Genomic DNA, 20,251 nt, shown 5'->3' on the forward strand with positions numbered 1-20,251 from the left:
CTGCAGGGATCGGGCGTGGACGGTCAGTCCAGCACGCCCATGCACCAGCCGAGGATGGCCTTCTGGGCGTGCAGGCGGTTTTCCGCCTCGTCCCAGACCACCGAATGGCGACCGTCGATCACGCCGTCGGTCACTTCCTCGTTCCGGTGGGCCGGCAGGCAGTGCATGAACAGCGCCTCGGGGTGGGCGTGCGCCATCAGCGCCTCGTTCACCTGGTAGGGGGCGAGGATGGCAGCGCGCTCGTCCACATCGGTGTTGTGCATCGAGGCCCAGGCGTCGGTGATGACGCATTCGGCCCCACGCACCGCCTCTTCCGGGCTGTCGGTGACGACCAGACGGCCGCTGCCCTCGCGCTCCGCCCAGGCCAGCAGTTCCGGCGACGGGCCGTAGACGGTCGGGCAGGCCAGACGCAGCTCGAAGCCGAAGCGGACGGCAGCGTGCGCCCAGCTGACCGCAACGTTGTTGCAGTCGCCGATCCAGGCGATGGTCCGGCCGTTGATCGGACCGCGATGCTCCTCGAAGGTCATCAGGTCGGCCATGATCTGGCAGGGGTGGGTCTGGTCGGTCAGGCCGTTGATGATCGGAATGCTCGCATGGGCCGCCAGCTCATGCACCCGCTCCTCGCCGGTGGTGCGGACCATCACCGCATCGACGAAGCGCGACAGCACGCGGGCGGTGTCGCCGATGGTCTCGCCGCGGCCCAGCTGCATGTCGTCGGGCTTCAGCACCACGACATTGCCGCCGAACTGCTGCATGCCGACTTCGAACGACACGCGGGTGCGGGTCGAGGGCTTCTCGAAGATCAGGGCCAGCGAGCGGCCGGCCAGCAGGGTGGAATGGGCCAGCCGGTCCTTCTTCAGGTCGGCCTTGATGCGGACGGCATGGTTGAGCAGGCGGCGCAGGGTGGCGCCGTCCATCCGGTCGATGTCGAGGAAATGCCGAACCGTGCCCTTGGCGGTGTTGTTGTCGCCGTTCATCCCACGCACTCCTGCGCCGTCCGGTCGAGAATCCCGACGGCTTCGTTCACTTCGGCTTCGCCGATGTTCAGGGGCGGCAGCAGCCGCACCACATTGTCGCCGGCCGGAACCGACAGCAGGCCGTTGGCGCGCAGCTTCGTCACCACCTCGCCGACCGGCTGGCCCAGCTTGAGGCCCAGCATCAGGCCCTGGCCGCGCAGCTCCAGGAACATCGACGGATGCCTGGCGATCAGCTCCTCCAGGCGGCCGCGCAGCAGGGCCGAGGTCTTCTGCACGTCGTCCAGGAAGCCCGGGGCCAGCATGACGTCCAGCACGGCGTTGCCGACGGCGGTCGCCAGCGGGTTGCCGCCATAGGTCGAGCCGTGGGTACCGGCGGTCATGCCGGATGCCGCACGCTCGGTCGCAAGGCAGGCGCCGAGCGGGAAGCCGCCGCCGATGCCCTTGGCGACGCACATCACGTCCGGCGTGATGCCGGCCCATTCATGGGCGAACAGCTTGCCGGTGCGGCCCATGCCGCACTGGATCTCGTCCAGGAACAGCAGCAGGCCATGCTCGTCGCACAGCGCGCGCAGGCCGCGCAGGAACTCCACCGAGCCGGCACGGATGCCGCCCTCGCCCTGGATCGGCTCGACGCAGATGCCGCCGGTGGCCGGCGTGATCGCGGCGCGCACGGCGTCCAGATCGCCGAACGGCACCTGATCGAAGCCGTCCAGCAGCGGATCGAAGCCATGCACCAGCTTCTCCTGCTTGGCGGCCGAGATGGCGCCCAGCGTGCGGCCGTGGAAGGCCTGCTCGAAGGTGATGATGCGGTTCTTCTGCGGGTTGCCGCTGTCATAATGGTACTTACGGACGGCCTTGGCGCCGCATTCCCACGCTTCCGCACCGGAGTTGGTGAAGAACACCGTGTCGGCGAAGGTCACCTCGGTCAGGCGCTTGCCCAGGCTCTCCTGTCCGGCGACCCGGAACAGGTTGGAGGTGTGCCACAGCTTCTGCGCCTGCTCGGTCAGCTTCTCAACCAGATAGGGATGCGCGTGACCCAGGGCGTTCACCGCGACGCCGGCGGCGAAGTCGAGGAATCGTCGCCCGTCGGTCGCGTAGAGATACGGACCTTCACCGCGCTCGAAAACAACATCGGCGCGGGCGTATGTGGGCATAACGACGGGGATCACGGCTTTGGTCTCCCAAAAAAGGAAAATCCGGCGGCCATGCCTGACCACCGGGAACGGCAAATATCCGGGGATTGATGGGTTCTGTCAACGGACAGGGGTGAAAAAGCGCTGTTTTCGCAGCGTCTTCACGCCTTAAGCTTGTAGCCGGTCTTGAACATGCGCCAGGCGAGCCACCACAGACCGATATTCACGCCCAGCATCACCGCCACGCCCAGCCAGCGTGCCCCGTCGGACACCCCGATGAAGCCGTAGCGGAAACCGTCGATCATGTAGAAGAACGGGTCGAAATGGGCGACCCACCAGAAGACCGGCGGCAGGGTGTCGACCGAATAGAAGGTGCCGGACAGGAAGGACAGCGGCGTCACCACGAAGTTGGTCACCGCGGCGATGTTGTCGAACTTCTCCGACCAGACGCCGCCGACCAGACCCAGCAGCGCCAGCAGCATCGACGCCATCACCGCATGGAAAACGACGAAGCCCGGATGCGGCATGTGCATCGGGATCACCGCCCAGATGGCGAGGCCGGTCACCAGACCGACCACGACGCCGCGGGTGACGCCGCCCAGCACGAAGCCGCTGACCAGCTCCATCGGCGACAGCGGCGGCATCAGAATGTCGACGATGTTGCCCTGGACCTTGGCGATCACCACGGAGGAGGAGGTGTTGGCGAAGGCGTTCTGCACCATCGCCATCATGATCAGGCCGGGGGCCAGGAACTCCAGGTAAGGCGTCGGGCCGACCATCCGCACCGCCGACCCCAGCGACAGGGCGAACACCGCGTAATAGAGCAGCGTCGTCACCACCGGCGCCCAGACGGTCTGCTGGTGCACCTTGATGAAGCGCCGCACCTCGCGTGCGTAGAGCGTCCACAGGCCGATCCAGTTGACGGAACCGACATTGCGCGGCATGGGAGGAAGGGGAAGGGTCATCGCGTCACGATCTGCCTTTTGGGAACCGGCACCCGCGGTTTCGGCCCCCTTGGGGGAGCCGAGTGAGGGCCGGAACTGTTTCGCCAGGAAAGGGCGCCGGGTAGGTCACGGACCGCCAGTAAGGCCACGGACTGTACGTGCGGCCCGCCCATCCGGCAACCGCCGCCGCCGAAGGGACTGCCATGAACACCGACGATAAGCGCCCTTTGAACAGGAACGCTGGGAACAAGACCGCCGGAAACAAGGCTGCCGGTCCGCCGGCGAGAAAGCCGCCGAAGCAAGTCACACCGCAGTATCTGGAGAACGCGGCGCTGCATTATCTGGAGCGCTTCGCCAGTTCGACATCCAATCTGCGCCGGGTGCTGATGCGCAAGGTCGACCTGTCGGCCAAGGCCCACGGCACCGACCGCGAGGAGGGGGCCCGCTGGATCGACGAGCTGCTGGCGCGCTATGTCCGCAGCGGCCTGCTGAACGACGAGACCTATGCCCGGATGCGCACCGAAAGTTTGCACCGCCGCGGCGCCTCCACCCGGCTGATCGCCCAGAAGCTGGCGGGCAAGGGCATCGGCCGCGACGAGGCCGACAAGGCGCTGGACAGCCTGCGCGAGGATATCGGGCCCGATCTGGATTTGACGGCGGCGCTGGCGCTGGCGAAGCGGCGCCGTCTGGGACCCTACCGGCGTCCGGAACAGCGCGCGGCACAGCGGGAGAAGGACATGGCGGCGCTGGGCCGGGCTGGCTTCGGCTATGAGATCGCCCGCCGGGTGGTGGATGCCGAGGATCCGGACGGGTTGTTGGAGGAGTAGGGCGCCAGCCGATGAAATATTGAAGATGGAACGGCGTGGAACATCTTCCCGGAGATGTTCCATGGTTCACATCCCTAGAAATGAGAGGCCCAGAAATAACGGGTCCTGAAACGACGAAACGCGCGGCACCCTTTCGGATGTCGCGCGCCGCTCTCTTACCGGGAGTCGGAATCGTCCTGTACGCGTCCTAAACTTCTTCAGCGGAGCGGCAAGCGCCCCGCGTCAGCACACCAAACGCGCCCCAGAATCGGGGAAGCGATCAGGCCGCGGCCTGCTGCTTCTCCTGCGCCTTGGAGATCCGGCGCTTGATGCGACGGGCATCCAGGCTCAGCACCGCGTCCTTCGCATCGAGCAGGAAGGCGTCGAGGCCGCCCTTGTGCTCGATCGAGCGGATCGCGTTCACCGAGAGGCGCAGACGCACCAGCTGACCCAGGCTGTCGCTGAGCAGCGACGTCTCCTGGAGGTTCGGCTGGAAGCGGCGACGATTCTTGTTGTTGGCGTGGCTGACGTTGTTGCCAAACTGCGTGCCCTTGCCGGTCACGGAGCACCGACGTGCCATCGGACTGTTCCTTTATTTTAGCAAATGAAACCCGGTAACGGACGGCCTGCCGCCCGAAGGAGGCCGCTATATAGTCGAACAAAAGCGCCGTCGTCAAGCCTGTCGTCAAGCCGGGAACCGCGATGAAACCGTTAAAGCCCGAGTCGTCGCGGGGTCGTTGCGGGATTGTGGAGAGTCGAAGCGCGGCGGCCTCTTCGATCCGACGAAGAGACGAGCCGCGCCAATCTTGTGCCGACGGGTGTCAGTTCACGGTCGGGGAGGTCTTCGACGCCGGCTTGGCGGCCAGCGGCTTGCCGGGGCGGCGCTGCGCCGGCTTGGCCACGGCCTTCGCCTCGGCGGCGATTGCCGCGGCGGGGGCAGCCGTCTCGGCCTTCACCGTTTCGACCAGTTCCTTCACCGGAACCTCGACCGAGTCGGCGGCCGGAGCGGCAACGGTGGCGGCGACCGGAGCGGTCTCCGCAGTCACCGCCGGAACCGGGGCGGAGGTGGGGGCAGCCTGCGGAGCCTCGACGGCGGGCGCCGGGGTGGCGATTTCGACCTTCGGATCCTCGACCTTCGGGGCGGCAATCACCGGGGCCGCCACCGGTGCCGGCTTCGGAGCCTCGGCCTTCGGGGCCGGGGTGGCGACGGGGGCCAGGGTGGGGGCCGCCACGGGAGCGGCCACCGGGGCAGCCTCCGCAGCCGGAGCCGGCAGGGCGGTGATCTCGGCGGCGATCTTGGTGGAGACGTCCAGGAAGCCCTGCACGCTCTCAGTCACGCGGGCCTGGGTGGTGGACAGCCAGTCGCGCTGCAAGGCCGCCAGATCGGCGGGGTTGCGGGCCTTGCCCAGCCCGGCGGCCAGGCGGCTGGCGTCGTTGACCGAGGCGGTGACGCCGTCGAACCAGCGGCGGTAGCCGTCCTGCACCAGCGTGGCGACGCGGGCGGACTTGGCGGCAGTGGTCTGGGCGTTGGTCTTGAACAGGTTCAGGACGTTGGCGGGGGTCGGCTGAGCGGTCATGGCGTTGTCTCCCGTAGAGCAAGGCATATTGGCGGAAACGGAAAGGCCGCTCCGGCGTAACCCCAGGAGACCGCGGGCACCCCGGCCCAAGCGACGAAGGCGAACCGACACTGTCGAATCGGCGCACGTCGCCCCTTTCCCGCCCGGTGCAGAATAGCCCTACGGTTGGTGCGGTGCAACGGATTTGTTGCGGTGCAACATAAGCTGAACGGTTTATGCCCCGTTGGATCAGATGGTTTCCGTCCGGTCGAGGAAGCGCCCGAGAAGGGTGTGGGCCGCCGCCGCCGGGATGGTGGTTCCGGCTGTCACCTCCGCCTCGAGGCGCGCCAGATCAGCCCGCACCGCCGGATGGGCACGGAAACGGTCGATCAGCGTCTCGCGGATCTCGCTCCACAGCCAGGCGCGGGCCTGCTCCGCCCGGCGGGTGTCACGGGCGCCATTGGCTTCGGTGAGCGCCTTGTGCTCGCCGATGGTGTCCCAGATCGTGTCGATGCCGATCTTCTTGAAGGCGGAGCAGCTGAGCACCGGGACCCGCCAGTCGCCATGGCGCAGCAGCGTCAGCGCATGGCGGTAATCGGCGACGGTGTGGCGGGCGGTGGCGGCGAGGTCGCCGTCGGCCTTGTTGACGACGACGAGGTCGGCCAGCTCGACGATGCCCTTCTTGATACCTTGCAGCTCGTCGCCGCCGGCCGGCAGGAGCAGCAGCATGAACAGGTCCACCATGTCGGCAACCGCGGTTTCCGACTGGCCGACGCCGACCGTCTCCACCACGATCACGTCGAAGCCGGCGGCCTCGCAGACCAGCATCGCCTCGCGGGTGCGGCGCGCCACGCCGCCCAGCGTCGCACCGGCGGGGGAGGGGCGGATGAAGGCGGCGGGATCGCGGGACAGGTCGACCATCCGGGTCTTGTCGCCCAGGATCGAGCCGCCGGTGCGCTGCGACGACGGATCGACGGCCAGCACCGCGACTTTGTGCCCCAGCCCGATGACATGCAGCCCGAACGCCTCGATGAAGGTCGATTTCCCCACCCCCGGCACGCCGGAGATGCCGAGTCGCACCGAGTTGCCGGTATGGGGCAGCAGCGCCGCCAGCAGCGCTTCGGCGGTGACGCGATGGTCGGCGCGCGTCGATTCGATCAGCGTGATCGCCCGTGCCAGCGCCCGCCGGTCCCCCGACCGGACGGCTTCGGCGAGGCGGGCGGCGTCTTGCGGGGCGGTGTCGGTCATGGCGGCGGCGTCGGTCTGTGCGAAGGGAGCGGTACCCTACCCGCGGAGCGGTCCGGGATAAAGCCCACTCACGTCCGCACCGCCGGCGACTCCACCGCCTCCAGGTTCAGCGCGGCGGCGAGCAGGGCGCGGGTGTACTCCTCGCGCGGCTCCTCGAAGATGCGCTGGGTCGGTCCCTGTTCGACCACCTTGCCGTCCTTCATCACCATGACGTGGCTGGACAGCGCCCGCACCACCCGCAGATCGTGGCTGATGAACAGGTAGGCGAGGTTGTGGCGGGCCTGGATGTCGCGCAGCAGATCGACGATCTGCGCCTGCACCGACATGTCGAGCGCCGAGGTCGGCTCGTCCAGCACGACGAATTTCGGCTTCAGCACCAGGGCGCGGGCGATGGCGATGCGCTGGCGCTGGCCGCCGGAGAACTCGTGCGGGTAGCGGTTGCGCGCCTCGGACGGCAGGCCGACCTCTTCCAGCGCGCGGGCGACCATCGCCTCGCGTTCCTTTTGGTCGCCGATGCCGTGGATGCCAAGCCCCTCGCCGATGATCTGGCCGACCGACAGACGGGGCGACAGGCTGCCATAGGGGTCCTGGAAGACGATCTGCATCTCGCGCCGCAGGCCGCGCAGGCGCTTCGGCTGCCAGCCCTGGATGTCGGTGCCGTCGAAGCGGATGGCGCCCTGGCTGGCGTGCAGCCGCAGCAGGGCCAGCCCCAGCGTGGTCTTGCCCGATCCCGATTCGCCGACGACGCCAACGGTGTGGCCGCGGCGAACCGCGACATCGACGCCGTCCACCGCCTTGATATGGCCGACGGTGCGGCGCAGCAGGCCCTTCTTGATCGGGAAATGGACCTTCAGCCGGTCTGCGGCCATCACTTCCGCCGCATCGTCGGGCGGCGACAGCGGATTGCCGCGCGGCTCGGCCGACAGCAGCTTCTTGGTGTAAGCGTGGCGCGGGCGGATGAACAGGTCGTCGACCTTGGCCTGCTCGACGATCTCGCCCTGGTTCATCACGCAGACGCGGTCCGCCATCTTGCGCACGACGCCGAGATCGTGGGTGATCAGCAGCAGCGCCATGCCGAAGCGGCTTTGCAGATCCTTCAGCAGCGCCAGGATCTGCGCCTGGATGGTGACGTCGAGCGCGGTGGTCGGCTCGTCGGCGATCAGCAGGTCGGGCTCGTTGGCCAGCGCCATGGCGATCATCACGCGCTGACGCTGGCCGCCCGACAGCTCGTGCGGGTAGGCGGTCAGCCGCTTTTCCGGGTCGGGCAGCCCGACGAGGCGCAGCAGTTCCAGCGTGCGGGTGCGGGCGGCGCCGGCCGACAGGCGCTTGTGCAGGAACAGGGTCTCGTTGATCTGCCGCTCGATGCTGTGCAGCGGGTTCAGCGAGGTCATCGGCTCCTGGAAGATCATGGCGATGCGGTTGCCGCGCACCTGCCGCAGGGTCTTCTCCTCGGCGCCCAGCAGCTCGGTGTCGCGGAAGCGGATCGAGCCGGCGGGGTGATGCGCCATCGGATAGGGCAGCAGCTGCAGGATCGACAGCGCCGTCACCGACTTGCCGGATCCCGATTCGCCGACCAGCGCCAGCGTCTCGCCCTTCTGGATGTCGAAGGACACGCCCTTGACGGCCTGGGTCGCGCCGGCGCCCGAGCGGAAATCGACGCGCAGGCCCCGCACGGACAGCAGGTCGGGGTTGGGGGGCATCAGGCTCATGTCGGGCTCTTCACGGTCGTCATCGTCTCACGGTCGTCGTCATTCCGCGGCTTCCTTGCGCGCCGCCGTCGCTGCGGCGGCCTCTCCGGGCATCGCGGTGGACATCTGGGCGATGGTCTTGCGCGGGTCGAAGGCGTCGCGCACCGCCTCGCCGATGAAGATCAGCAGGCTCAGCATGATTGCCAGCACGAAGAATGCGGTCAGGCCCAGCCACGGCGCCTGGAGATTGCTCTTGCCCTGGGCCAGCAGTTCGCCCAGCGACGGCGAGCCGGGCGGCAGGCCGAAGCCGAGGAAATCCAGCGCGGTCAGGGTGGTGATCGAGCCGTTGAGGATGAAGGGCATGAAGGTCAGCGTTGCCACCATGGCGTTGGGCAGCACATGGCGCACCATGATGGTGACGTCGCCGGCCCCCAGCGCCTTGGCCGCCCGCACGTAATCGAGGTTGCGCGCCCGCAGGAACTCCGCCCGCACCACATGGACCAGCGCCGTCCAAGAGAACAGCAGCAGCAGGCCCAGCAGCCACCAGAAGGTCGGCGTCACCACGCTGGCCAGGATGATCAGCAGGAACAGGGTGGGAAGCCCCTGCCAGATCTCGATGAAGCGCTGGAACAACAGGTCGGTCAGCCCGCCGAAATAGCCCTGGACCGCACCGGCCGCGACGCCGATGACCGAGGAGAAAACGGTCAGCACCAGCCCGAACAGCACCGAGATGCGGAAGCCGTAGATCAGCCGCGCCACCACGTCGCGCCCCTGGTCGTCGGTGCCGAGCCAGTTGTCGGCGGACGGCGGGGCAGGGGCCGGGACCGGCAGATTGTAGTTGATGGTGCGGTAGCTGTAGGGGATCGGTGGCCAGACCATCCAGCCCTTGGCGGCGATCAGGTCGCGGACGTACGGGTCGCGGTAATCGGTCTCCGTCTCGAACTCGCCGCCGAAGGTCGTCTCCGGATAGGTGTGGAAGACCGGCCAGTAATAGTGGTTCTCGTATTCGATCAGCAGCGGCTTGTCGTTGGCGATGAACTCCGCCCCCAGCGAGACGATGAACAGCACCAGGAAGATCCAGAAGGACCAGAAGCCGCGGCGGTTCGCCTTGAAATTGGCCAGCCGGCGCCGGGTCAGCGGAGTCATCACACCCTCCGCGAGTCGAAGTCGATGCGGGGATCGACCATCACATAGGTGATGTCGCCGACCAGATTCATGATCAGCCCCAGCAGCGTGAAGAAATAGAGCGTGCCGAACATCACCGGATAGTCGCGGTTGATCGCCGCCTCGAAGCCCAAGAGCCCCAGCCCGTCGAGCGAGAAGATCACCTCGATCAGCATGGCGCCGGTGAACAGGATGCCGATGAAGGCACCGGGGAAGCCGGCGATGACGATCAGCATGGCGTTGCGGAAGACATGACCGTACAGCACGCGGTTCTCCGTCAGGCCCTTGGCCCTGGCGGTGGTGACATACTGCTTGCCGATCTCCTCCATGAAGGAGTTCTTGGTCAGCATGGTCAGGCCGGCGAAACCGCCGATCACCATGGAGAACACCGGCAGCGCCATGTGCCAGAAGTAATCGAGCACCTGTTTGTACCAGGGCAGGCTGCCCCAATTGTCCGAGACCAGCCCACGCAGGGGGAACCAGTCGAGATAGCGCCCGCCGGCGAACACCACGATCAGCAGCACCGCGAACAGGAAGCTGGGGATGGCGTAGCCGACGATGACGACGCCCGAGGTCCAGACGTCGAAGGGCTGGCCGTCGCGCACCGCCTTGGCGATGCCCAAGGGTATGGAGACCAGATAGACGATCAGCGTCGTCCAGATGCCGAGCGAGATCGACACCGGCATCTTTTCCAGCACCAGATCGACGACGCGGCGGTCGCGGAAGTAGCTGGTGCCGAAATCGAACATGATGTAGTTCGACATCATGTGGATGAAGCGTTCGTGCAGCGGCTTGTCGAAGCCGAACTCCTTCTCCAGCTGCTTGATGAAGGCGGGGTCCAGCCCCTGGGCGCCGCGATACTTGCCGCCGCTGTCGCCGCCGGTCTGGTTCTGGCGCTGGGCGGCGTTGGCATCGCCGCCGGCGCTGCCGCCGATCCGCGAGGTCGCCTCCACCGCGGTGCCCTGGACGCGGGCGATCATCTGCTCGATCGGGCCGCCGGGGGCGATCTGCACGATCAGGAAATTGATCACCATGATCCCGAACAGGGTGGGGATGATCAGCAACAGGCGGCGGATGATGTAGGCCAGCATCGCGGGTGTCCCGACCCTCCCCAATCCTCAAGGAAATGGCAGCTTAGACCAGACTATCGTTCAGGGTCCCGTGCGGCGTGCGCTGTTGGCGAGCTTCGCGTTCTTGTCCGCGTCGATCCACCAGCTATCCGGGAAGCCCAGGCCGTACTTTGGGGCAACCGCCGGATGGGAGAAACGGTTCCAATAGGCCACGCGGTACACCGTGTCGTGCCAGTGCGGGATGACGTACCAGTTCCACAGCAGCACGCGGTCGAGCGCCCGGGTCGCGGCGATCAGCGACGGGCGGTCGGGGGCGGCGATCAGCGTTTCCACCAGCTTGTCGATGGCCGGGTTTTTGATGCCGATCGAGTTGCGGCTGCCGGGCTGGTCTGCACGCGAGGATTCCCAGTAATCGCGCTGCTCGTTGCCGGGCGACAACGACTGCGGGAAGCGCTCGATAATCATATCGTAATCGAAATTATCGGTGCGGTTCTGGTACTGCGCGCTGTCGACCACGCGGATCTGAGCCTCGATGCCGGCGCGTTCCAGATTGCGGACGAAGGGCTGGACGATGCGCTCCATGTCGGCCTGGACCAGCAGGAACTCGAAGCGGAAGGGCTGGCCCTGCGCATTCACCAGCTTGCCGTTCTTCAACTCCCACCCGGCGTCCTTCAGCAGGCCCAGCGCGGTGCGCAGGTTGCCGCGGATGTTGCCGCTGGCGTCGGTCTTCGGCGGCTCGTAGGGCTTGGTGAACACCTCGTCCGGGATCTGGCCGCGGAAGGGTTCCAGCAGCTTCAGTTCCTCAGGGGACGGCAGGCCGGTGGAGGCCAGTTCGGTGTTGGCGAAATAGCTCTTGGTGCGCTGGTACAGGCCGTAGGACAGGTTGGCCCGCGTCCATTCATAGTCGAACAAATAGTTCAGCGCCTCGCGCACGCGGCGGTCCTGGAAGACCGGACGGCGGATGTTGAAGACGAAGGCCTGCATGCCCTGCGGGTCCTCGTGCTTGATCTCTTCCTTGATGATCTGGCCGTTCTGCACCGCCGGAACGTTGTATCCGGTGGTCCAGTTCTTCGACGAGTTCTCCAGCCGGAAATCATAGGCGCCGGCCTTGAACGCTTCGAAGGCGACGTCGAGGTCGCGATAATAGTCGTAGCGGATGCGGTCGAAATTGTAGCGGCCGCGGTTGATCGGCAAATCCTTCGCCCACCAGTCCTTGACCCGCTCATAGGTGATGGCGCGGCCGGCCTGCACATCCACCACCTTGTAGGGGCCGCTGCCGATCAGCGGATCGAGGGTGGTGGTGGCGAAATCGCGGTTGGCGAAGGCATGCTTGGGCAGCACCGGCAGCTGGCCCATGATGACTGGAAGCTCTGGATTGTTGCCATCGCGGAACGAGAATTTGACCGTTCGCTCCCCGGTCTTCTCCGCCTTAACCACGTCGGCGTAATAGGTGCGGTAGAGCGGGTGGCCCTTTTCCTTGAGCGTGTCGAAGCTCCAGATCACGTCGTCCGCCGTGACCGGCTGGCCGTCGTGGAAGCGGGCCTCCGGCCGCAGGGTGAAGGCGACCCAGGTGCGGTCCGGCGCGACCTCGATACTTTCGGCCAGCAGGCCGTATTCGGTGATCGCCTCGTCGCCGTTGCTGGTGGTCAGGGTCTGGAACACCAGCCCGGCCCCGGCGGCGGCCTGCCCGCGCAGGATGAAGGGGTTCAGGTTGTCGAAGCCGCCAAAGGCCATCAGCTTGACCTCGCCGCCCTTCGGGGCGTCGGGATTGGCATAGTCGAGATGCTGGAAGTCCGGCCCGTATTTCGGCTTGCCGTACAGGGCCAGGGCGTGGCTGCCCTTTTCCTGAGCCGCGGCCGGGGATGCCGGCAGAAGCGCTGCCGCCATCATCACCGCTGCCGCCGCCATACCGGTGCCCAGCCACCGCATCCGACCCGTCATTCCCGATCCCCTCCCTCGCTTGTTTTCACGAAAAGCGTTCAGACCGATGGAGTTAGCGCCGCAATGGGGCGTCATCAAGGCTGCGCCGCCTTGACAGCCGGATCGACCCACCAGGTCGCCGGGAAATTGGTGCTGCGATAATCCTGATCGTACTTCGGCCAGACCGCCGGATGGGCCAGCCACGCCTTGTGGGCGACCCAGCTTTCCGGGTTGTGCCATTGCGGCACCATGTAGAACCCCCACAGCAGCACACGGTCGAGCGCGCGGGTGGCGGCCTGCACGCTGTCCAGATCCTTCGCCGTCAGCGCCTTTTCGATCAGCGCGTCGGCCACCGGGTCGTGGATGCCGGAATAGTTGGCCGATCCCTTGAGGCCGGCGGCGGCCGAGCCGAAATAGCCGCGCAGTTCGGTGCCCGGTGGAGTGAAGAAGGCGAGGTTGACGATGATCGAGTCGAAATCGAACTCGTCCAGCCGCGCCTGATACTGGGCGGTGTCGACCAGACGCAGGGACGCGTCGATGCCGACGCGGCGCAGGCTCTCGACATAAGGCTGGATGACGCGGGTCAGCGCGCCGGTGCCGTCGAGGAACTCGATGGCCATCGCCTCGCCGGTCTTGCCATTGGTCAGCTTGCCGTTGCGGACCTCCCAGCCGGCTTCCTTGAACAGCCGGGTCGCCTCGCGCACCTGGGCGCGGTTGTTGCCGCTGCCGTCGGTGGTCGGCAGGGTGAAGGGCTGGGTCAGCAATCGTTCGGACAGCTGCGCCTTGAACGGCTCCAGCAGGGCCAGTTCCGCCGGGCCGGGCGGACCCTTGGCCCCGAAGTCGGAGTTGGGGAAGTTGCTGAGCGTCCGCTTGTACTGGCCGTACAGGATGTTCTTCTGGATCCAGTCGAAATCGAACAGCAGGGCCAACGCCTCGCGGACGCGCGGGTCGGCGAACTTGTCGCGGCGGGTGTTCAGGCGGAAGCCCTGGGCGCCCAGCGGCAACTCGCTCGGCACCTCCAGCGTCCGGACGCGGCCGTCCTTCATGGCCGGGAAATCGTAGCCGGTGGTCCAGCGCTGCGCCCGGTATTCGCCGCGGAAATCGTAGGCGCCGGCCTTGAACGCCTCGAACATCACATCGTCGTCGCGGTAGAAGTCGTCCTTCACGATGTCGAAATTGTAGAAGCCGCGGGCGGTCGGCAGATCCTTCGCCCACCAGTCGGCGACCCGCTCATAGGTGATGGAGCGGCCGGCATCGACCGTCTTGATCCGATAGGGGCCGCTGCCCAGCACCGGCTCCAGCGTCGTCTTGGAGATGTCGCGACCGTTCGACGTCCACCAATGCTTGGGCTGGGGCGAGAAGGTGGTGGCGAAGTCGATGATCGGCTTGATCTCCCCGGTGCCGGTCAGGGTGATCTTGAAACGGCGGTCATCCAGTGCCTCCACCTTGGCGGTGCGGTCGAGGAAGGACTTGATGAAGGGCGCGCCATGGGCCTGGATCGCGTCCCAGGTGAAGACCACGTCGGCGCTGGTGATCGGCGCGCCATCATGCCAATGGGCGCCCTGGCGCAGCGTGAAGACCGCCCAGCCGTAATCGTCCGGCACCTCGACGCTTTCCGCCATGTGGGCGTAGGCGGCGTCCAGCTCCCAGCCGGACCCGACCATCAGCGTGTCGGAGATCAGCCCCAGCGTGCGCGGCCGCACCCCGCGCAGGATCAGCGTGTTCAGGCTGTCGTAGGTGCCCGGCTGCGATTCGGCCAGCCCGACCGACCCACCCTTGGGCGCGTCGGGATTGACGTGGGGGAAATGGGTGAAGCCGGGCTGGAATTGCGGCTCGCCGAACTGCTTCAGCGCGGTGACGGTCCGGGTGGCGGCCTGCGCGGGCGTGAGAAGGGCCGCTGCTGGCGCGGACAGGGTCAGGATCGTGGCGGCAATGGCGAGAAGGCGGCGCATCGGCGGTCCTGTATGGGGAGCGGACGTTCTGGTTAGATTGCCACGCCCGCTCCCCGGTCAAGCGCAATTCCGGTTCTCAACTCAGTTGCTTCGTGCCGCACGCCAATGGTCGGCCATGCGGTCCATCAACTGGCGATAGCGGCGGTCGGTCCGCATCAGCCTGCGCACCGACTTTCCGTTGCGCGGGTCGGCCAGCATCCAGCCCTCCGCCGCCGCCTGATGTTCCGGATGGATCGACAGCAGATAGATCGCCGCCTGTTCCGGGGACGCAATGACCGTCTCCCGCATCCCCTCCAGGATGGCGCCGACATAAAGCGGCAGGACCTTGCGGAAATCCTCCGGCCCGCCTTCGGCCTTGCCCTCGGCCACGGCGATGTCGGGAGAGGCGCCGCCATTGGCCATCAGGGCGCTGCGTTCGGCCGCCGGCAGGGCGAAGAAGGCGTCGAGCCCCAGCAGCAGGTCGCAGACGGTCTTCTTGCGCACCATCCAGTTCGACCCGCCCGACACCCGCACCGCCAGCCCCTCCAGAAAGGGCCGCAGCTTCTCGGGGGACGTTTCGAAAACGGAACGGGCGGGAGGGGTGATGGCGGCCATGTCGTGTCCCTCAGCCTGCCAGCACCGTCATGGCGTCCCGGTGGGTCTGGGGATCGCCGGCGGCGATCACCCGGCCGCTGGAGTTGGCGTCGAGCGGCTTGCCCTCCCAATCCGTCATCAGCCCGCCGGCCCCGGTCACCACCGGCACCAGCGCCGCGAAATCGTACAGCTTCAGCCCCGACTCGACGACGAGGTCGTAATAGCCGGACGCCAGCAGGCCGTAGCTGTAGCAATCGCCGCCGTAGGAGGCCGTCTTCACCTTGGCGGCGACGCGGCGGTAAGCCTCGTAGTCGCTGCCGGGGAACAGGTCGGGAGAGGTGGTGCCGAACATGGCGGCACCCAGCCCGCCGGGGCAGGGGCGCACGCGCACCGGCTGGCCGTTGTGGGTGGTAGGGCGGCCTTCGACGCCGATCCAGCGGTCGCCGACGATGGGCTGGTCGATGATGCCCAGCACCGGGCGGCCCCGGTGCAGCAGGGCGATCAGCGTGCCGAAGATCGGCCGGCCGGTGATGAAGGACTTGGTGCCGTCGATGGGGTCGATCACCCACACCCATTCGGCGTCCAGGTTCTTGGTGCCGTGCTCCTCGCCATAGATGCCGTCGTGGGGGCGCTGGCTTTCGATGATGGTGCGGATGACGTGCTCGGCCTCGCGGTCGGCGATGGTGACCGGCGAGGCGTCGGCCTTGTCGTCGATGGCGACGGGGGTGCGGAAATAGCGGCGGACCACGCTGCCGCTGGAGTCGGCCAACCGCTGGGCGAGCGCCACCATCGGGGCGGGGCAGGGTTCGGTCATGGTCGCTCCTTGAGGATCTTGTCGATATCGGGTGCCGCATCCTAACGGCGCGGGTCCGCTGCGAAAACCCGAAAGGCTCCCGCTGCCGCTTGAGGGGAGGTCGCGGTTTCCGCCGGGCAGCCCATCCGCCGCGGGGGCTTTCCGCCCGCCGCAGCTTGTGGCAGCCTCGACCGGCCATGATGAACCGACCCAACATCTACGCCGCCACGCCCATCGACCGCGCCTCCCTCCGCCGCAAGGACGAGGATTGGCTGACGGAAGCCTGGCTCGCCCCCGCCTCCCGCGTCCTGCCGATCTGGCAGACCAAAAGCTTCGTCGCCGGTCCGGAGGACGCGCCCCGCGCCGTCCTGTTGCCGGCGGAGGGGCTGGACGCGGTGCCGATCTTTCTCGGCCTAATGACTGGGGGCCTGACGGACGGCACGCCGGTCTTCACCGTCGACCTGTCGATGGTCGAGGACCCGGACGCGCTGCCGGCCTTGCGCGGCCATGGCCGGTTCGAGGATCTGCGCGTCACCGGCCCGCTGATGCCAGAAGGCGAGGCGGCGCTGTGCGCCTATGCCCGCGGCATGGTGTGGTGGAACGCCCGCCACCGTTTCTGCGGCGTCTGCGGCTCGCCGGCGGCAACGGCAGAGGGCGGGCATGTGCGGATCTGCACCAATCCCGACTGCGCCACCCATCATTTCCCGCGCACCGACCCGGCGGTGATCATGCTGGTCCATGACGGCGGCGACCGGGCGGTCCTGGGCCGGCAGAGCCGGTTCCCGCCCGGCATGCATTCGGTGCTGGCCGGCTTCCTCGAACCGGGCGAAAGCCTGGAGGACACCGTCGCCCGCGAGGTGTTCGAGGAGGTCGGGCTGACGGTGACGGACATCCAGTACCGCTCGTCGCAGCCCTGGCCCTTCCCGTCCTCGCTGATGCTGGGCTTTACCGCGCGGGCCACCAGCTTCGACATCGACACCGGCAACGACGAGCTGGAAAGCGCCCACTGGTTCGACCGCGACTTCCTGCGCACCCACACCCCGGACGAGAATTTCCGCCTCGCCCGGCCCGACTCGATCGCCCACCGTCTGATCCGGGAATGGATGGCGGAGGGGTGATCGCCTCCCTAATGCCGCTGCTGCGGCCCCACCGCACGCGTGGGGGAGCGGCGGCGGTCGAAGGGGTTGGGGTGGCGGGTGCAGGTGTCGTTGTAGAGCATCATCAGGGAGGCCGTTTCGGCCGGGCTGCGGCAGGTGGCGCAGCACAGATTGTCCCACACCATCTGGCGGACGGCGGCATCGCCCCAGGGCTCGTGCAGAAGCGAAGCGCCTTTTTCCAGTGCGGCCATGAAGGGGAGATGTTCGTGGGCGGCGATCTGCGCCACCTCATCCGTCTCCAGATTGGCCAATCCCAGACAATCGTCCATCGTGAGCATGGCAACCTCCATCCGTGGCGCCATGGCCGTCGGCGGGGTGTCACCCGTCAGCCGCCGTGGTGTTCTGTTGTAGTCGGACTCTTGTGGAACCGGCGCTTGCCGGTGTTTCCTGTATAACAACTTCCGCTAATCTTGCCCAGCGCCCGCCGGACGCGGCCAAGGCTAAGTCGTATCACTGCGGCGGAATGACGCGTGACTTGCGGCAACTGCGAAAAGACTTGCGGCGTTGCGGGAGAAGGTCAGTCCTCGCCGACGCGCTGGCTTTCCTGATAGCGGAAGGGGTTTGCCGGATAGACGCCCAGGATCTTCACCTCGCGGGCGAAGAAGTCCAGCTCCTCCAGGGCGAGGCGCAGCGGGCGTTCGTCGGGATGGCCTTCCACGTCGGCGTAGAACTGGGTCTGGGTGAAATGGCCGCCGACCATGTAGCTTTCCAGCTTGGTCATGTTGATGCCGTTGGTGGCGAAGCCGCCCAGCGCCTTGTAGAGCGCGGCCGGCACGCTGCGCACACGGAAGACGAAGGTGGTGATCGTCTTGCAGGAGCCCTGCGCCGGCAGCTTCGGCTCGCGCGCAAGGATCAGGAAGCGGGTAGTGTTGTGGGTGGCGTCCTCGATCCCGCTCTTCAGGATGTCGAGGCCGTAGATCTCGGCGGCGAGAGAGGAGGCGATGGCGGCATGGCGCGGGTCGTTCATCGCCGCGATCTCCTTCGCGGCCCCCGCCGTGTCGGCATGGTTGATCGCCTGCAGGCCCAGGCCGCGGATGGCGGTCTGGCACTGCGACAATGCCTGGATGTGGCTGCGCACGGTCTGGATGCTGTCCAGCGTGGCACCCTTCGGCGCCAGCAGCTGGTGGTTCACCCGCTGGAAATGCTCGCCGATGATGTGGAGGCCGCCTTCGGGCAGCAGATAGTGGTTGTCGGCGACACGGCCGGCGATGGAGTTCTCCACCGGGATCATCGCCAGCGAGGCCCGTCCGTCGCGCACCGCGGAGAAGGCGTCCTCGAAGGTGGCGCAGGGCATCGTCGTCATGGTCGGCCGCGCGTTGCGGCAGGCCAGATCGGAATAGGCGCCGGGGAAGCCCTGGAAGGCGATGATGTTGGACGTGCCCATGAGCGGAATTCCCCCGGCGGATCTTAAATATGAGACCGATATATCAGGTGCAGGCCAGCCTTGCGGCCGGAGGTCATCAGGTTTCAGCCGGCCTTGCGGCCGGCGAGGAGGGCGCAGGCGCGCTCCAGGTCGGCGGGAGTATCGACACCCAGCGGAACCGCGTCAACGACCGCCGCGTCGATGCGCATGCCGTTCGACAGGGCGCGCAGCTGCTCCAGCCGCTCGCGCTGCTCCAGCACCGACGGCGGCAGCGACACGAATCGCTCCAGCGCCGCCCGGCGGTAGGCATAGAGGCCGATGTGGTGATAGAGCGGGCCGTCGCCGGTCGGCGCGGTGGCGCGGGTGAAATAGAGCGCGCGGCCCTGGCGGGCTCCGGCCGGCAGCTCCAGCACCGCCTTCACCACGTTGGGGTTGGTCCGCTCCTCCTCCCGCGTGATCTCGGCGACCAGGGTGGCGATGTCGACCTCCGGGTCGGCCAGCGGGGCGAAGGCGGCGCGCACGCTCTCCGGTTCGATGGTCGGCAGGTCGCCCTGCACGTTCACCACCGCATCGTGCCGCCCTTCCGGGTCGATCAGCTGCAGCGCCTCGAAGATACGGTCGGAGCCCGAGGGATGGTCGGGGCGCGTCAGCACCGCGGTGCCGCCGGCGGCCTCGACCGCGCGGGCGATCTCGGGCTCGGCGCAGGCGACCACCACCGGGCCGATTTCCGCCTCCATGGCGCGGCGCAGCACATGGACGATCATCGGCGCGCCGAGGATGTCGGCCAGCGGCTTGCCGGGCAACCTGACGGAGGCCATGCGTGCCGGGATCACCACGACCGGGTTGGCCGGGCGGGCGACGGAGGTGCTGGCGGGGGCGGCGGTCGGCATGGCGCGGAAACTCCGGTGGGAAGGTCCGGTGGGTCAGGGAATCGGAACGCCTGGATTCGTGACGCTCGGATTCGTGACGATTGTCTGGCGCGGGTGAACCACGGACGCCGGGGCGGCGTCAAGGGGCGGCGTCGAGCGATGGCATGGGGGATGGTCTGGGAGCTGCCATGGAGCCGCAGAGCCTGCCTTTCCGCTGTTTTGCGATGCAGCGTAATGCGCAAGCAAATTAAGTGGTTGGTGACTGCGACAAATTTGTATGCGACCTTTTTTCGCGGTCCGCCGGGCTATGACAAGCTTCGGACCGCGGGCTATGGTAGCCGCGGCGCGTTCAGCCGCGGGCGGGAGAAACGCCGAGTGTACTGAAATTAGGGAACAAGGGGCTCATCAATGAGCATGGAGTGGAACAAGGTTTTCGGCGCCGTGCTGCTGGCCGGGCTGATCGCGATGCTGGCCGGATTCGCGTCCAAGGTGCTGGTTCATTCGAAGCCGCTCGAAAAGAGCGTCTATGTCGTCGCGACGCCCGAGGGGGCCAGCGCGCCCGCCGACAAGGGTGCCGCTTCCACCGGTCCGGCGCCGATCGCGCCGCTACTCGCCGCCGCCAGCCCGGAGGCCGGCCAGAAGGTGGCCAAGGCCTGCGCCGCCTGCCACAGCTTCGACAAGGGCGGCGCCGCCAAGGTCGGTCCGAACCTGTTCGGAGTCGTCGGCGGTCCGAAGGGCCATATGCAGGGCTTCGGTTACTCCGACGCGCTGGTCAAGACCGGTGGTACCTGGACCTATGACGAGCTGAACAAGTTCCTCTACGATCCGAAGGGCTACGCCCCGGGCACCAAGATGACCTTCGCCGGCCTCAAGAAGGATGAGGACCGCGCGGCTGTCGTCGCCTACCTGCGCTCGCTGGCCGACAGCCCGCAGCCGCTGCCCCAGTAACGTGTTCCAGTAACAGGGTACCGGGCGCCGCCGCGGCCGGAAGAAAAAACGGCCCCGCTCTCGCAAGAGGGCGGGGCCTTTTGTTTGTCC

At 67.3% G+C, this 20,251-nt stretch carries 19 protein-coding genes; 3 read left to right on the forward strand and 16 right to left on the reverse strand.

Going from position 1 to position 20,251, the window contains the following annotated elements; all coding sequences use genetic code 11:
• Positions 1 to 23: 23 nt before the first annotated feature.
• The 3 genes from argF to ABNQ38_RS25000 form a co-directional block, all read right to left on the reverse strand.
• The gene (gene argF, locus ABNQ38_RS24990) at positions 24 to 977 is read right to left on the reverse strand and encodes an ornithine carbamoyltransferase (protein WP_377808559.1); all 954 of its coding nucleotides are present in this window, start codon (positions 975 to 977) and stop codon (positions 24 to 26) included.
• A complete protein-coding gene (locus ABNQ38_RS24995; protein WP_377810118.1) occupies positions 974 to 2,131 on the reverse strand; it encodes an aspartate aminotransferase family protein in 1,158 nt (385 codons plus the stop codon). Before ABNQ38_RS24995 ends, argF begins: the two co-directional genes overlap by 4 nt.
• A gap of 140 nt (positions 2,132 to 2,271) precedes the next feature.
• The gene (locus tag ABNQ38_RS25000) at positions 2,272 to 3,075 is read right to left on the reverse strand and encodes an ABC transporter permease (RefSeq protein WP_377808561.1); all 804 of its coding nucleotides are present in this window, start codon (positions 3,073 to 3,075) and stop codon (positions 2,272 to 2,274) included.
• 182 nt (positions 3,076 to 3,257) lie between these two features.
• Between ABNQ38_RS25000 and ABNQ38_RS25005 the strand changes: the two genes are divergently transcribed.
• Positions 3,258 to 3,881, forward strand: a complete 624-nt coding sequence (locus ABNQ38_RS25005; protein WP_377808562.1) for a regulatory protein RecX — start codon at positions 3,258 to 3,260, stop codon at positions 3,879 to 3,881.
• A 259-nt stretch (positions 3,882 to 4,140) separates the two neighbouring features.
• Here ABNQ38_RS25005 and rpmB read toward each other — a convergent pair whose 3' ends face one another.
• The 10 genes from rpmB to hisN all read right to left on the reverse strand — a co-directional run bounded on the left by rpmB (position 4,141) and on the right by hisN (position 15,845).
• Positions 4,141 to 4,440, reverse strand: a complete 300-nt coding sequence (rpmB, locus tag ABNQ38_RS25010) for a 50S ribosomal protein L28 (RefSeq protein ID WP_012973047.1) — start codon at positions 4,438 to 4,440, stop codon at positions 4,141 to 4,143.
• 241 nt (positions 4,441 to 4,681) lie between these two features.
• Positions 4,682 to 5,437: a hypothetical protein gene (locus ABNQ38_RS25015; protein WP_377808563.1), complete on the reverse strand. Its 756-nt coding sequence runs from the start codon at positions 5,435 to 5,437 to the stop codon at positions 4,682 to 4,684.
• 228 nt (positions 5,438 to 5,665) lie between these two features.
• On the reverse strand, positions 5,666 to 6,664 hold the full coding sequence (gene meaB, locus ABNQ38_RS25020; RefSeq protein WP_377808564.1) for a methylmalonyl Co-A mutase-associated GTPase MeaB: 999 nt from the start codon (positions 6,662 to 6,664) through the stop codon (positions 5,666 to 5,668).
• A gap of 68 nt (positions 6,665 to 6,732) precedes the next feature.
• The gene (locus tag ABNQ38_RS25025) at positions 6,733 to 8,373 is read right to left on the reverse strand and encodes an ABC transporter ATP-binding protein (RefSeq protein ID WP_377808565.1); all 1,641 of its coding nucleotides are present in this window, start codon (positions 8,371 to 8,373) and stop codon (positions 6,733 to 6,735) included.
• 39 nt (positions 8,374 to 8,412) lie between these two features.
• The gene (locus ABNQ38_RS25030) at positions 8,413 to 9,498 is read right to left on the reverse strand and encodes an ABC transporter permease (RefSeq protein ID WP_377808567.1); all 1,086 of its coding nucleotides are present in this window, start codon (positions 9,496 to 9,498) and stop codon (positions 8,413 to 8,415) included.
• Positions 9,498 to 10,607 (reverse strand): microcin C ABC transporter permease YejB, encoded by a 1,110-nt coding sequence (locus ABNQ38_RS25035; RefSeq protein WP_377808568.1) that lies wholly within the window; start codon positions 10,605 to 10,607, stop codon positions 9,498 to 9,500. Before ABNQ38_RS25035 ends, ABNQ38_RS25030 begins: the two co-directional genes overlap by 1 nt.
• Positions 10,608 to 10,667: 60 nt before the next feature.
• Positions 10,668 to 12,527 carry an extracellular solute-binding protein gene (locus tag ABNQ38_RS25040; RefSeq protein ID WP_377808569.1) on the reverse strand — a complete coding sequence of 620 codons (1,860 nt, stop codon included), beginning with the start codon at positions 12,525 to 12,527 and terminating at the stop codon, positions 10,668 to 10,670.
• A 74-nt stretch (positions 12,528 to 12,601) separates the two neighbouring features.
• Entirely contained in the window at positions 12,602 to 14,458 is a 1,857-nt protein-coding gene (locus ABNQ38_RS25045; protein WP_377808571.1) for an extracellular solute-binding protein, read from the reverse strand.
• An 81-nt stretch (positions 14,459 to 14,539) separates the two neighbouring features.
• Complete coding sequence (locus tag ABNQ38_RS25050; RefSeq protein WP_377808572.1) at positions 14,540 to 15,052, reverse strand: hypothetical protein; 513 nt, start codon at positions 15,050 to 15,052, stop codon at positions 14,540 to 14,542.
• A 10-nt stretch (positions 15,053 to 15,062) separates the two neighbouring features.
• Complete coding sequence (gene hisN, locus ABNQ38_RS25055; protein ID WP_377808573.1) at positions 15,063 to 15,845, reverse strand: histidinol-phosphatase; 783 nt, start codon at positions 15,843 to 15,845, stop codon at positions 15,063 to 15,065.
• A 176-nt stretch (positions 15,846 to 16,021) separates the two neighbouring features.
• On the opposite strand from hisN, the gene nudC reads away from it, so the two are divergent.
• On the forward strand, positions 16,022 to 16,942 hold the full coding sequence (nudC, locus tag ABNQ38_RS25060; protein ID WP_377808574.1) for an NAD(+) diphosphatase: 921 nt from the start codon (positions 16,022 to 16,024) through the stop codon (positions 16,940 to 16,942).
• 8 nt (positions 16,943 to 16,950) lie between these two features.
• Here nudC and ABNQ38_RS25065 read toward each other — a convergent pair whose 3' ends face one another.
• From ABNQ38_RS25065 to ABNQ38_RS25075, 3 genes are all read right to left on the reverse strand, one after another.
• Positions 16,951 to 17,259, reverse strand: coding sequence for a hypothetical protein (locus ABNQ38_RS25065; RefSeq protein WP_377808576.1), 309 nt, complete (start codon positions 17,257 to 17,259; stop codon positions 16,951 to 16,953).
• Between the two features lie 239 nt (positions 17,260 to 17,498).
• Positions 17,499 to 18,365 (reverse strand): prephenate dehydratase, encoded by an 867-nt coding sequence (locus ABNQ38_RS25070; protein WP_109051966.1) that lies wholly within the window; start codon positions 18,363 to 18,365, stop codon positions 17,499 to 17,501.
• A gap of 83 nt (positions 18,366 to 18,448) precedes the next feature.
• Positions 18,449 to 19,234 (reverse strand): 3-deoxy-manno-octulosonate cytidylyltransferase, encoded by a 786-nt coding sequence (locus tag ABNQ38_RS25075; RefSeq protein ID WP_377808577.1) that lies wholly within the window; start codon positions 19,232 to 19,234, stop codon positions 18,449 to 18,451.
• 387 nt (positions 19,235 to 19,621) lie between these two features.
• On the opposite strand from ABNQ38_RS25075, the gene ABNQ38_RS25080 reads away from it, so the two are divergent.
• Positions 19,622 to 20,161: a c-type cytochrome gene (locus ABNQ38_RS25080; RefSeq protein WP_377808578.1), complete on the forward strand. Its 540-nt coding sequence runs from the start codon at positions 19,622 to 19,624 to the stop codon at positions 20,159 to 20,161.
• Positions 20,162 to 20,251 lie beyond the last annotated feature (90 nt).

Origin of the sequence: Azospirillum sp. A29, assembly GCF_042604625.1 — a bacterium.
Taxonomy (GTDB): Bacteria; Pseudomonadota; Alphaproteobacteria; order Azospirillales; family Azospirillaceae; genus Azospirillum; species Azospirillum palustre.

Coding starts and splice junctions, on each gene's coding strand:
- hisN (WP_377808573.1), bottom strand. CDS start 15,845: ATGACCGAACCCTGCCCCGCCCCGATGGTGGCGCTCGCCCAGCGGTTG.
- meaB (WP_377808564.1), bottom strand. CDS start 6,664: ATGACCGACACCGCCCCGCAAGACGCCGCCCGCCTCGCCGAAGCCGTC.
- ABNQ38_RS25035 (WP_377808568.1), bottom strand. CDS start 10,607: ATGCTGGCCTACATCATCCGCCGCCTGTTGCTGATCATCCCCACCCTG.
- ABNQ38_RS25005 (WP_377808562.1), top strand. CDS start 3,258: ATGAACACCGACGATAAGCGCCCTTTGAACAGGAACGCTGGGAACAAG.
- ABNQ38_RS25000 (WP_377808561.1), bottom strand. CDS start 3,075: ATGACCCTTCCCCTTCCTCCCATGCCGCGCAATGTCGGTTCCGTCAAC.
- ABNQ38_RS25050 (WP_377808572.1), bottom strand. CDS start 15,052: ATGGCCGCCATCACCCCTCCCGCCCGTTCCGTTTTCGAAACGTCCCCC.
- argF (WP_377808559.1), bottom strand. CDS start 977: ATGAACGGCGACAACAACACCGCCAAGGGCACGGTTCGGCATTTCCTC.
- ABNQ38_RS25015 (WP_377808563.1), bottom strand. CDS start 5,437: ATGACCGCTCAGCCGACCCCCGCCAACGTCCTGAACCTGTTCAAGACC.
- ABNQ38_RS24995 (WP_377810118.1), bottom strand. CDS start 2,131: ATGCCCACATACGCCCGCGCCGATGTTGTTTTCGAGCGCGGTGAAGGT.
- rpmB (WP_012973047.1), bottom strand. CDS start 4,440: ATGGCACGTCGGTGCTCCGTGACCGGCAAGGGCACGCAGTTTGGCAAC.
- ABNQ38_RS25025 (WP_377808565.1), bottom strand. CDS start 8,373: ATGAGCCTGATGCCCCCCAACCCCGACCTGCTGTCCGTGCGGGGCCTG.
- ABNQ38_RS25075 (WP_377808577.1), bottom strand. CDS start 19,234: ATGCCGACCGCCGCCCCCGCCAGCACCTCCGTCGCCCGCCCGGCCAAC.
- ABNQ38_RS25045 (WP_377808571.1), bottom strand. CDS start 14,458: ATGCGCCGCCTTCTCGCCATTGCCGCCACGATCCTGACCCTGTCCGCG.
- ABNQ38_RS25040 (WP_377808569.1), bottom strand. CDS start 12,527: ATGACGGGTCGGATGCGGTGGCTGGGCACCGGTATGGCGGCGGCAGCG.
- ABNQ38_RS25030 (WP_377808567.1), bottom strand. CDS start 9,498: ATGACTCCGCTGACCCGGCGCCGGCTGGCCAATTTCAAGGCGAACCGC.
- nudC (WP_377808574.1), top strand. CDS start 16,022: ATGATGAACCGACCCAACATCTACGCCGCCACGCCCATCGACCGCGCC.
- ABNQ38_RS25080 (WP_377808578.1), top strand. CDS start 19,622: ATGAGCATGGAGTGGAACAAGGTTTTCGGCGCCGTGCTGCTGGCCGGG.
- ABNQ38_RS25070 (WP_109051966.1), bottom strand. CDS start 18,365: ATGGGCACGTCCAACATCATCGCCTTCCAGGGCTTCCCCGGCGCCTAT.
- ABNQ38_RS25065 (WP_377808576.1), bottom strand. CDS start 17,259: ATGCTCACGATGGACGATTGTCTGGGATTGGCCAATCTGGAGACGGAT.